At 67.0% G+C, this 11220-nt stretch carries 12 protein-coding genes, 1 tRNA gene and 1 pseudogene; 13 read left to right on the plus strand and 1 reads right to left on the minus strand.

Going from position 1 to position 11220, the window contains the following annotated elements:
- The first annotated feature begins 166 nt into the window (after positions 1 to 166).
- The 12 genes and pseudogenes from QZX62_RS05925 to QZX62_RS05980 all read left to right on the plus strand — a co-directional run bounded on the left by QZX62_RS05925 (position 167) and on the right by QZX62_RS05980 (position 9370).
- The gene (locus tag QZX62_RS05925) at positions 167 to 454 is read left to right on the plus strand and encodes a BolA family transcriptional regulator (RefSeq protein WP_294172912.1); all 288 of its coding nucleotides are present in this window, start codon (positions 167 to 169) and stop codon (positions 452 to 454) included.
- Positions 451 to 1353, plus strand: coding sequence for a pirin family protein (locus QZX62_RS05930; protein WP_294172913.1), 903 nt, complete (start codon positions 451 to 453; stop codon positions 1351 to 1353). Before QZX62_RS05925 ends, QZX62_RS05930 begins: the two co-directional genes overlap by 4 nt.
- Entirely contained in the window at positions 1350 to 2249 is a 900-nt protein-coding gene (locus QZX62_RS05935) for an alpha/beta fold hydrolase (protein ID WP_294172914.1), read from the plus strand. The genes QZX62_RS05930 and QZX62_RS05935 overlap by 4 nt, the downstream gene beginning before the upstream one ends.
- Positions 2250 to 2260: 11 nt before the next feature.
- Positions 2261 to 2710 carry a transcription antitermination factor NusB gene (nusB, locus tag QZX62_RS05940; protein WP_294172915.1) on the plus strand — a complete coding sequence of 150 codons (450 nt, stop codon included), beginning with the start codon at positions 2261 to 2263 and terminating at the stop codon, positions 2708 to 2710.
- 14 nt (positions 2711 to 2724) lie between these two features.
- Positions 2725 to 3642, plus strand: coding sequence for a thiamine-phosphate kinase (gene thiL / locus QZX62_RS05945; RefSeq protein WP_294172924.1), 918 nt, complete (start codon positions 2725 to 2727; stop codon positions 3640 to 3642).
- Between the two features lie 156 nt (positions 3643 to 3798).
- Positions 3799 to 5964 carry a sodium-translocating pyrophosphatase gene (locus tag QZX62_RS05950; RefSeq protein ID WP_294172916.1) on the plus strand — a complete coding sequence of 722 codons (2166 nt, stop codon included), beginning with the start codon at positions 3799 to 3801 and terminating at the stop codon, positions 5962 to 5964.
- A gap of 410 nt (positions 5965 to 6374) precedes the next feature.
- Positions 6375 to 7205, plus strand: a pseudogene (locus QZX62_RS05955) (alpha/beta fold hydrolase).
- Between the two features lie 95 nt (positions 7206 to 7300).
- A complete protein-coding gene (gene infA / locus QZX62_RS05960) occupies positions 7301 to 7552 on the plus strand; it encodes a translation initiation factor IF-1 (RefSeq protein ID WP_294171208.1) in 252 nt (83 codons plus the stop codon).
- 8 nt (positions 7553 to 7560) lie between these two features.
- Positions 7561 to 8133 carry a nucleoside triphosphate pyrophosphatase gene (locus QZX62_RS05965; RefSeq protein WP_294172918.1) on the plus strand — a complete coding sequence of 191 codons (573 nt, stop codon included), beginning with the start codon at positions 7561 to 7563 and terminating at the stop codon, positions 8131 to 8133.
- Positions 8126 to 9085 carry a ribonuclease gene (locus tag QZX62_RS05970; RefSeq protein WP_294172920.1) on the plus strand — a complete coding sequence of 320 codons (960 nt, stop codon included), beginning with the start codon at positions 8126 to 8128 and terminating at the stop codon, positions 9083 to 9085. Before QZX62_RS05965 ends, QZX62_RS05970 begins: the two co-directional genes overlap by 8 nt.
- Entirely contained in the window at positions 9069 to 9254 is a 186-nt protein-coding gene (yacG, locus tag QZX62_RS05975; protein ID WP_294172921.1) for a DNA gyrase inhibitor YacG, read from the plus strand. Before QZX62_RS05970 ends, yacG begins: the two co-directional genes overlap by 17 nt.
- 41 nt (positions 9255 to 9295) lie before the next feature.
- Positions 9296 to 9370: transfer RNA gene (locus QZX62_RS05980), tRNA-Phe, on the plus strand.
- A 544-nt stretch (positions 9371 to 9914) separates the two neighbouring features.
- Here QZX62_RS05980 and QZX62_RS05985 read toward each other — a convergent pair.
- Positions 9915 to 10463 carry a hypothetical protein gene (locus tag QZX62_RS05985; protein ID WP_294172922.1) on the minus strand — a complete coding sequence of 183 codons (549 nt, stop codon included), beginning with the start codon at positions 10461 to 10463 and terminating at the stop codon, positions 9915 to 9917.
- Between the two features lie 218 nt (positions 10464 to 10681).
- Here QZX62_RS05985 and QZX62_RS05990 point away from each other — a divergent pair.
- Positions 10682 to 11220, plus strand: a 539-nt coding sequence (locus QZX62_RS05990) for a hypothetical protein (RefSeq protein ID WP_294172923.1), incomplete at its 3' end; no start/stop codon positions are given.

The following is an 11220-nucleotide window of genomic DNA, read 5'->3' on the forward strand; positions in this document are numbered from 1 at the left end:
CCCGGCCCATCGAAGCTGCTCGCGCTCAGCGGCGCCTTGAACTCGCCGGCGTGGGCGCAGCCCGGCACGGCACAGCGGTCCGCCGCCCCTTCCACCCGCCCGTGAAATTTCTGACTTCTTGACGCCACTCTCGTCCTCTTGAGCCAAGCCGCCTAATATAGCGCCCATGAACCAAGCTTCCACCGGCCCCATCGCTCGCGAGATCACCGCTCGTCTCCAGGAGGCGCTCGCCCCGACGCAGCTCCAGCTGAACGACGACAGCGAGCAGCACCGCGGCCACGGCGGCTACAATCCGGCGGGCGAAAGCCACTTCAGCCTGGCGGTCGAAAGCCCTGCCTTTACCGGCAAGAACCGGGTTGAACGGCAGCGGATGATCTATCGGGCGCTGGGCGAGTTGATGCAGGAGCGGGTCCACGCACTCGCCGTCACCGCAGCAAAGGCGCCCGGCGAATGAACAACGACTCGCCCATCCTGATGAGCCTGGCCCCGGTCAGCCACGACCTTGGCGGCTTCAAAGTCCACCGCACCCTGCCGCACAAGCTGCGGACCATGGTCGGCCCGTTCATCTTCTTCGACCAGATGGGCCCGGCGCGGCTTGGCGTGGACGAGGGCATCGACGTCCGCCCGCACCCGCACATCAACCTGGCGACCGTCACCTACCTGTTCGCCGGCGCGATCGATCATCGCGACAGCCTGGGCACCGTGCAGCGGATCGAGCCGGGCGCGGTCAACCTGATGACCGCCGGGCGCGGGATCAGCCACTCGGAGCGCTCGCCCGGCGATGAGCGGGCGCGCGGGCCTGCGCTGGACGGCATCCAGACCTGGATTGCGCTTCCTCAAGCGAGCGAGGAGCAGGATCCGGCCTTCGAGCATGTCCCGGCCGACCGCCTGCCGCGGATCGAAGGCGATGGCGTGCGCCTCAACCTCATCATGGGCGAGGCCTACGGCGCGCGCTCGCCGGTCACCCAGCATTCGCCCACCTTGTACGCCGCGATCGATCTCCAGCCCGGCGCGTCGCTGGAGCTGGAGCGCGAGGCGGACGAGCGCGCCGTGTACCTGCTGGAGGGTGCGGCGACGATCGACGGGACCCCGCTCGAGCGTCAGCATCTGGTGCTGCTCGCCCCCGGTCACCGGCCCGTCCTGCGCTCCGCATACGGCGCGCGGCTGATGCTGTGCGGCGGGGCGCCGATGGACGGCGAGCGCCACGTCTGGTGGAACTTCGTTTCGTCCAGCCGCGAACGCATCAACGAAGCCAAGCGTGCGTGGAAGGCCGGCGAGTTCATCCTCCCGCCCGACGACCGTGACGAGTGGATCCCGATCCCCGAGGTGCCGAAGACGGTCAGCTACCCGTGACCGAGTTCCGCCGCCTGCCCTTGTCGACCGGCGTTACCCTTAACGTTGCGGTCGCCGGGCCGGAGGACGCGCCGCCAGTCATCCTGCTCCACGGCTTTCCTGAATCGCACCGCACCTGGCGCGGCATCGCGCCATTGCTGCAGGACCGCTTCCGCCTGGTCATGCCCGACCAGCGGGGGTTCGGCGGCTCCGACCGGCCACAGGCAGTCGACGAGTACCGCACCGACAAGATCGCCGCCGACCTCTTCGCCCTCGCCGACGGCCTCGGGATCGAGCGCTTCAGCCTGGTTGGTCACGACTGGGGCGGCGCGGTCGCCTGGGCCGCGGCGATCAAGGGCGACCCCCGCCTCGAGCGGCTGGGAATCGTCAACGCGCCGCACCCGCTCATTTTCCAGAAGAGCCTGGTCGAGAGCACCGAGCAGCGCGCGGCCAGCCAGTACATGACCGCCTTCCGCACCCCCGGCTTCGAACAGGCGGTGGAGGCCATGGGCCTCGAGACCTTCTTCGAGAAAAGCTTCTCGCCGCACGTCGACCTCTCGCTCATCCCTCCGCAGGAACGCGCCCAGTACGTCGCCGAATGGAGCCAGCCAGGCGCGCTGACCGCGATGCTGAACTGGTACCGCGCCAGCCACATTCACGTCCCGCCGCCGCTGCTCACCGTGCCGGTGCCCGACTGGGTGCTCGGCGCCTTTCCAAAGGTCCGGGTGCCGACGCTGGTGGTCTGGGGCATGCGCGACAAGGCATTGCTGCCCGTGCAGCTTGACGGTCTCGACCGCTTAGTCGAGGATCTCCAGATCGTCCGCATCCCCGATGCCGGTCACTTCGTCCCGTGGGAGAAGCCGGAGGCCGTGGCGGCCGCGCTTGGGCCTTTCCTCGCGGGGGAAGCCGGGGCATAGGCGCGCACCCCATGACCCACACCCGCTCTCGTTCGCGTTCCGCCGCCCGCCTGGCCGCCGTTCAGGCCCTCTACCAGCAGGAGATGGAAGGCACCGCCCTGCCGCAGCTGCTGCACGAATTTCACCACCATCGCATCGGCGAGACCATCGACGGCGCCGAGCTGGCCGACGCCGAGGTCGATTTCTTCGACGATGTGGTGAGCGGTGCCCATGCCCGCCGCGAGGAGATCGATGGGCTGATCGTTGAGCGGCTGGCCGAAGGCTGGAAGCTTGAGCGGCTCGACCGGCCGATGCGCGCCATTCTGCGCGCCGGCACCTACGAGCTGCTCGCCCGTCGCGACGTTCCGGTGGGCACGGTCATCAGCGAATATCTGGACGTCGCCCACGCCTTTTACGACCGCAAGGAAGTGGCGTTCGCCAATGGGCTGCTCGACAGCATCGCCAAGGGGGTCGCCCGCTGAGGGAAAGCGAGATCATCGAGCGGCTTCGCGGCATTGCGACGGACCCCGCGGCGCGCGGGCTGCTCGACGATGCGGCGGTGCTCGGCGACCTAGTCCTCACCCACGACAGCATCGCTGAGGGCGTTCACTTCCTGCCCGACGACCCGCCCGCATCCGTCGGCTGGAAGCTGGTCGCGGTGAACCTGTCTGACCTCGCCGCCAAGGGAGCGGAGCCGGTGGCGGCGCTGCTGGCTCTCACCATGACCGGCGCGGACGACTGGGAAGAGAGCTTCTTGACCGGGGTGGCGGCGGCCTGCGAGAGCTATGGCCTGCCGCTGGTCGGCGGCGACACGATCAGCCTGCCCCCCGCAACGCCGCGCGTGCTCGGCCTCACCGCCATCGGCCGGGCAGTCGCACCCGTCCCGTCCCGCGCGGGCGCCCGCGCCGGCGACCGGCTGTGGCTCGTCGGAACCCTCGGCGACAGTGCGGCGGGGCTTGCCCTGCTGCAGATGGATGCTGCGGCCGTCGGCGCCCTGGTCGACGTGTATCGCCGGCCCGTACCCTTGCTGGCCGCCGGGCGGGCGCTCGCGCCGCTCGCCAACGCCATGATGGACGTCTCGGACGGCCTGCTCCTGGACGTCTCGCGAATGTGCCGGGCGAGCGGCTGCGGGGCGGAGATCGACCTCCACGCACTTCCGCTGTCCCGCGCCTTCATCGCTGAACGCGGACAAACCCGCTCCGCCCGGCTGTTCGCGGCCACGGCGGGGGACGACTATGCCTTGCTGGCCGCGCTTCCCGCCGGGGTCGACCCCACCGCAACACTTTCTTCACCCAAGGCGCCGACAATGGCCTGCATTGGGACGGTCACCGCCGGTGCCAGGCTCGCCCTGGCCGATGCGGACGGGGCCGTGCCGTGGCCGGAGCGCGCAGGTTATGAACATCGCTCTTTTTAGCTGGCGCCAGTGGGCGCTCGCCTGTGCCGGTCTGGCATCGGGCGCGCTGACGGCGCTGTGGCTAGCCTAGACAGCCCCTTTCCGGCCCCTTAACACCCCGTCAGTTTTCATGCGGCGTTCTGCCGTAGCCGAACTGAACAGGGGAATGTTCACCTCATGATTATCGTTCTGATCGCGATCGCCTGCGGGGTGATCGCCGTCCTTTACGGAGTGCTGACCAGCGCGCAGGTGCTTCGGGCGCCCGCCGGCAACCAGCGGATGGTGGACATCGCCGGCGCCATCCAGGAGGGCGCCCAAGCCTATCTCGGGCGCCAGTACACCACCATCGCCATCGTCGGCGTGGTCGTGGCGGTGCTGGTGGGCTTGTTCCTCGGGCTCACCCCCGCCGTCGGCTTCGTGACCGGCGCCATTCTGTCGGGTGTCGCTGGTTATATCGGCATGAATATCTCGGTCCGGGCCAACGTCCGCACGGCCGAAGCGGCGCGCACCAGCCTGCAGGGCGGGCTCACCACTGCCTTCCGGTCGGGCGCGATTACCGGCATGCTGGTCGCTGGCCTGGCGCTGCTGGCCATCTCCGTCCTGTTCTACGTCCTGGTCGAAATCCGCGGCAACGCGCCCAACAGCCGCACGGTAGTGGACGCGTTGGTCGCCCTGGCGTTCGGCGCCTCGCTCATCTCCATCTTCGCGCGCCTCGGCGGCGGCATCTTCACCAAGGCCGCGGACGTCGGCGCCGACCTGGTCGGCAAGGTCGAGGCCGGCATTCCCGAGGACGACCCACGCAACCCGGCGGTGATCGCGGACAATGTCGGCGACAACGTCGGCGATTGCGCCGGCATGGCCGCCGACCTGTTCGAGACCTATGTCGTGACCGTTGGCGCAACCATGGTGCTGACCGCCCTGCTGATCGGCACCCGGGCGGCGGACATCACCGCGCTGATGTCCCTGCCGCTGATCGTCGGCGGCGTGTGCATCATCACTTCGATCATCGGCACCTACATGGTCCGCCTCGGCCGCGGCCAGTCGATCATGGGCGCGCTCTACAAGGGCTTCTGGACCACGGCGCTGCTGTCGGTCCCGGCCCTGCTGCTCGTCACCTGGCTGACCCTGGGCGATCTCAACGCCGTGATCGGCGGGCAGGAAGCGGCCGGCACCGACCTGGAGCTCGGCTCAGCCGTTGCGCAACAGACCGGCGGCTTCACCGGCTGGGACCTGTTCTGGTGCATGATGATCGGCCTGGCCGTCACCGGCCTGCTGGTCTGGATCACCGAGTATTATACCGGGACTAATTTCCGGCCGGTCAAGTCCATCGCCAAGGCGTCGGAGACGGGCCACGGCACGAACGTGATCCAAGGCCTGGCGATCAGCCTAGAATCGACTGCCCTGCCGACGCTGGTGATCTGCGTGGCGATCATCGCTTCCTACTTGCTTGCGGGCCTCATCGGCATCGCCTTCGCAGCGACAGCGATGCTAGCGCTGGCGGGCATGGTGGTCGCGCTCGACGCCTATGGTCCGGTAACCGATAATGCCGGCGGCATCGCCGAGATGGCCGGCCTTGAGGATGAGGTGCGCGCACGCACTGACGCGCTGGACGCGGTCGGCAACACCACCAAGGCGGTGACCAAGGGTTACGCCATCGGCTCCGCCGCGCTGGCCGCGCTGGTGCTGTTCGGCGCTTATACCACGGACCTGCAGGAGTTCTCGGGCGAGCTCGGCATCGCGCCCAACTCTGTCGATTTCTCCCTGTCCAACCCGTACGTGGTCGTAGGGCTGCTGCTGGGTGCCCTGCTGCCCTATCTGTTCGGAGCGATGGGCATGACCGCCGTCGGCCGCGCCGCGGGCGACGTAGTGATCGACGTCCGCGACCAATTCCGCAGCAATCCGGGAATCATGGACGGTACCAGCCGCCCCGACTACGCCCGCACCGTCGACCTCGTAACCAAGGCCGCCATCAAGGAGATGATCGTGCCTTCGCTGCTGCCGGTGCTGGCGCCGATTGCCGTCTACTTCATCATCGCCGCGGTCGCCGGACGCGAGCAGGGCTTCGCCGCCCTCGGCGCGCTGCTGCTGGGCGTGATCGTCTCCGGCCTGTTCGTCGCCATCTCCATGACCAGCGGTGGCGGCGCCTGGGACAATGCCAAGAAGTACATCGAAGACGGCAACTACGGCGGCAAAGGCTCGGAAGCCCATAAGGCCGCGGTCACCGGCGACACGGTCGGCGACCCGTACAAGGACACCGCGGGGCCGGCGGTCAATCCGATGATCAAGATCACCAACATCGTCGCGCTGCTGCTGCTAGCGGCGCTGGCTGGGACCGGCGGCTGAGGCGCCGGAGCAACTGATCGAAACAGCCTCGCCGGCGTCCGTCGGCGGGGCTCTTACCATCTCCGTTTTAGGCTGACCCTGCCGACAGGGGGAGGGATGGCATGACGAAGTTGCTTGCATGGTCCGCGGCCATGCTTCTCGTGGGTGGGGCGCACCCCGCTGTCGCAAGCGGGAACGCAGCTCCAGGCCGTCCCGCGAGTATAGATGCAGTTGACTATGTGGACGATCGCCGCCGCGTTCTCTGGTTCGATCCCGAGCTCAAGAAGCTGCAGGCGCAGCTCTACCGGGCCTTGCCGGGCACCGTGAACTTCACGACGGGCTGGTCGCAGGACGACAAGCGCGCGCTGGTCTGGTCGTACAGCGGGGCGGACCCGGGCGGCTACTACCTGCTAGACCGGGCGACCGCCCGGATGCATCCGGTGATCAATCCCTATCCGGAGATCAATCCGGACAGCCTGGCACCCGTCAAATACGTCCGTTACCAGGCGCGCGACGGGCTCGTCATCCCTGCCTATCTGACGCTTCCGCGAGGCCGGGAGCCCAAAGGCCTGCCCCTGATCATCATGCCACACGGCGGACCGTTCGCGCGGGACAATTGGGAGTATGATCCCACCGTGCAGTTCTTCGCCAATCGTGGCTATGCGGTGCTGCAGCCGCAGTTCCGCGGTTCCACCGGTCACGGCAAGAACTTCGTCGACCGCGGCTACGGCGAGGTTGGCCACAGGATGCAGGACGATCTCGACGAGGCATACATTGGCTGGCGAAATCGGGCCAGATCGATTTCCAAGCGGGTGTGCGTCGTCGGCGGATCGTACGGAGGTTACGCCGCCATGTGGGCCGCTACGCGCAATCCCGAACGCTATCGCTGCGCGGCCAGCATCGCCGGAGTATCCGACTTGCAGTCGATGCTGCGCTACGATCGCAAGCTCTTCTCCGCCACCCGCTACTACCGTGAATAGCGCGACAAGGTCGGCGGTGAGCGCAAGGTGGACCTGCGCGCGGTGTCCCCGATCAGTTTCGTCAGCAAGGTGCGGGTGCCGCTACTGATCGCGCACGGCGAGGAGGATGAGCGCGTCCCGGCCAAGCAAAGCCGGATGATGATGGAAGCGCTGACCAAAGCCGGCGGCAATGTGACTTCCGTGTTCTGCAAAAAGGGTGGTCATAGCTTTTCCAGCAGCGAGGACTTCGCAGACTGGCTCCGCCGGCTCGAGGCGTTCCTGGCTAAGCACAATCCGGCCTGAGCGACCCTACCCAATCGGCCCTCCGCAGGCTCCTTCCCTTTTTCATGGGGTCCGCGTAAGGCTCCCCGACTTTTCGGATGACTTAGCGAGGGTTGATGGCCAAGGAAGAACTTCTCGAGATGCGCGGCCGGGTGGTGGAGCTGTTGCCCAATGCGATGTTCCGCGTCGAACTCGAGAACGGCCATGAGATCCTGGGGCATACTGCCGGCAAGATGCGCAAGAACCGCATTCGCGTGCTGACCGGCGACGAGGTGCTAGTCGAGCTGACGCCTTACGACCTTACCAAGGGCCGAATTACCTACCGCTTCATGCCTGGGCGCGCCGGACCTCCCGGCTACACCGGTTAAGCCGCCTGGTGCGGCTGATCCTCGCCTCGGCGAGCCCGCGCCGCCTCGACCTGCTCGCCCGCATCGGCGTCGTCCCCGACGCGGTGCTGCCCGCGGACATCGACGAGAGCGTGCCTGCTGGCGAACTGCCGCGCGTTCATGCGCTGCGCCTTGCCGAGGAGAAGGCGCAGGCGGTCGCCACGGCCGAACCCGCCGCGCTGGTGCTCGCCGCGGACACGGTGGTCGCGGTCGGGCGCCGCATCTTGCCCAAGGTCGAGGACGAGCCGACGCTGCGCCGGTGCATGGCGCTGCTGTCCGGCCGCCGCCACCGGGTCATGACGGGGGTTGCCCTGGCCAAGCCCGGCGGCACCCTGCGCAGCCGCGTGGTGGAGACCACCATTGCCATGAAGCGCCTGTCGCACGAGGAGATCGACTTCTACGCACGCCATGGCGAGTGGCGCGGCAAGGCCGGTGGCTACGCGCTGCAGGGCTATGGCGAGGTCTACGTCCGCCACATCGCGGGCAGCCACTCCAACGTGGTCGGCCTGCCGCTTGGGGAAACGCGGCACATGTTGAAAGCGGCGGGCTACTCACTTGCCTGACTGGCTGGTCGAGCGCGGCATCGGGGAAACCCGCGCCGCGCTGGTGGACGGGGACCGCATTGTGGAAGCGCGGGTGCGGCTCGACGGCACTGTTCCTGCCGGCTCGGTCGTGGAGTGCCGGCTACGGAGTGTCGGAACGGGCGGCCGCAACGCGCTGGCGGTCACGGCGAGCGGAGTCGAACTGCTGCTGCCGCAGCGCCCCAGCGGCGTAAGCCAAGGGGCGGCGATCCGCGTGGAGATCACGCGCGAGGCTATCCCCGGGCCCGAAGCCTGGAAGCGGAGCCTGGGCCGGATCACGGACGCACCCGCAGCCATGGCTGCCTTGCCGGGGGAGACGGTTTCCTTTCCGCCGAATGGCGAGGACCTCCTGGAGCGGGCGGGCTGGTCCGACCTGCTGGAGCAAGCGCGCAGCGGGACCGTCCGGTTTCCCGGCGGCGAGCTCAAGCTCTACCTGACGGCAGCGATGACGCTGATCGACGTGGACGGTCTTCCCTCACCAACCGAGTTGGCGGTTGCGGGCGCAGCGGCGGCGGGCGCGGCGATCCGCCGCCTGGGCATCGGCGGTTCGATCGGCGTCGACCTCCCCACCACGCCCGGCAAGGAGCCGCGGCAGCGGGCGGCGGCCGCGTTGGACGAGGCGCTGGAGGGCACCAGCTTCGAGCGCACGGCGGTAAACGGCTTCGGCTTCCTGCAGGTGGTTCGGCCTCGGCGGCACGCTTCGCTGCTGGAGCTCGCCGCTGACCGACCGGGCTTTGAGGCGCGCGCGCTGCTCCGGCGGGCGGCGGGCGAGGGCTGCGGTCCGTGCCGACTAGCCGTTCATTCTCAGGTCGGCGCCTTGCTGGAAAGCAGGAGCGACTGGCTGCTCGCCCTAGGCCGACAGCGCGGCGGCGCCGTCACCTTGCGGAGCGATCCTAGCCTTGCCATGTCCGGTGGACATGCCGAACCTGTCTAAGCCATCCAAAGGCTGCCCACTGTGTGGCAAGCCAAGCGCACCCGACCACGCGCCATTCTGCAGCCGCGGCTGCAAGGACCGGGACCTCCTGCAGTGGCTCGGCGAGGGTTACCGCATCCCCGGCTCACCGGCCGATCCTGGACTGGACAGGCCGGAAGACGACCGGTAGGGGAGCGCTTCCCGCCGCGATCTCGGGGTCGCGAGCCGTGGGCCCGGGTAGCTCAGTGGTAGAGCAGACGACTGAAAATCGTCGTGTCGGTGGTTCGACTCCGCCCCTGGGCACCATTCCCTTCAGGTAAGCAGAGACTTCTGGAAGGAGCCCACCGTGGCGCCTCTTGAATGCGGCTGAATTCCGCCATCAGTGGCGAGTTCGGGCCTCGATCAAATGCCAAACCTGCACTCCGGAGGGATGGCTGTGACCTCAGGCTTCGCGCCTAACCGACCAGATGAGCGCTGATACGCTCGTCACAACGGCCGCGATCCCAAGCATGGCACCTGGGTCAAGAACAAGCATGAGCAACTCCTTTCAACTCGCATGTTCCACATTTGGGCCAATCAGCCGCGGACCAGCCCGGAGCCTAGTTCTAGGCCTGAGACCCGCTCAGCACAGAGGCCAAGAGCGACGCTCCGCTCGGCCGGTGGATGCGTCATCAAGGGCAATCGTTCACGCCGCGGTGATTGGATCTACCACGTTCCTGGCATGCCTTATCACGCGCAGACTCGAGCCGAGCAGATGTTCTGCAGCGAAGCGGAAGCCCGTGCGGCCGGCTATCGACGGGCGATCGTCAGATAGCTTTCTTCGTTACCGGTGGTTCAGTCTCTGAGAAGATCATAGGTTGATTGCTGCCAGTCCAAGCCGCTCCGATTTTGGCGTCGCGCAATTTGCTGCGCGAAGGAGGAACGGCCGATTGGGAACCGACACAATCAGGTAGGTGGCGCCCGCGTCCGTGCAGGTCGGGTTGGCATACGTTGGCTCGGCCCACGGTCCGGTGTCTGAGAGTGCGGATAACCATTCGCTTTGCTCACGTGGAGTTAGAGGCCTGAAGGCTGCGCCGGTCTCAGCTCGGTACCAGACGCTTTGTTCCAGGATCAGCAAAGCAGCGATGGGCAGCTGCGGTTTGCCGTCCGGTGGAGGCGGGGTAGGCATCCCTTGGTAGAAGCGGCTCAGCACGTGACCTTCGGCTGATTGAGCTCGCTTGAGCGCCGCCGCGCCGAAGCGCGCAATAATGGCTTCCTCCAGATCAGCTTTGACCTTCTGCGCGCTGAAGCCGGGTGGCAGGTTCTCGACATAGTCGGTCGGACCAGGCGGAACGGGAGAGAGGCTCTGGCTGATCGGAGCACACGCGGACAGCACCAAGGCCATGACCAGGATACGCATCGGAAGTGCAACTGCCCCTTTAGCACTTGGTTGCAGACACCCTTGGCTGCAACTCGCATGAGTTGCGGATGGTCGGATGCGTAAGGGCGGCTTCTGGTCCCGATGCTCAGGACACCATCCTGATGTCCGGACTGTTAGTGGTGCCAGCCGCTACACAAAGCTTGCGCGTACAGTGAGCGCTGCCATGGTCTAGATCTCACCGCCTGGGATCTCGCCTCATGAAAGCTACAGACGCTCTGCTCGGCGCAGTCTCCGCGCTAGTTATTGCATTCAGTTCGACCGCGTCAGCGCAGCAAACCCAAGAGTGGTCCCCGGCTCAAGTTCAGCAGATCCTCGAGAAGACCCAATCGATCCGCCTCGCTCCCGACTTGTCGCATCTTAGTGCCGACGAGCGGGCCGCTGTCGATAGGCTTTTGCAGGTCGGTGCAATCTTTCAGGACATCTACGAGACGCAGAGACATCGTGGTGCAATCGAGGCGCGGCAATCCCTTCTCGGTCGCCGAGATGCGCTCGCGCCTCAGCTATATAAACTCTACCGGCTAAACCAAGGTCCTGTCGCTGTGACGCTGGACAACAAGCGCGTGCCATTCGTGGCGGTAGACGCGCCGCCGCCAGGCAAGAACGTCTACCCTTGGGATCTGACAAAGGCTGAGATCGACGCATACATAGCCGCGAACCCGGCAGAAAAGGCAGGACTCACCCACCTGCGTTCGGTCGTTCGGCGGGCCGACGCAGCTAGCCTTCGGCAGGATCTTGC

Origin of the sequence: uncultured Sphingomonas sp. (assembly GCF_902806265.1) — a bacterium.
GTDB lineage: Bacteria > Pseudomonadota > Alphaproteobacteria > Sphingomonadales > Sphingomonadaceae > Sphingomicrobium.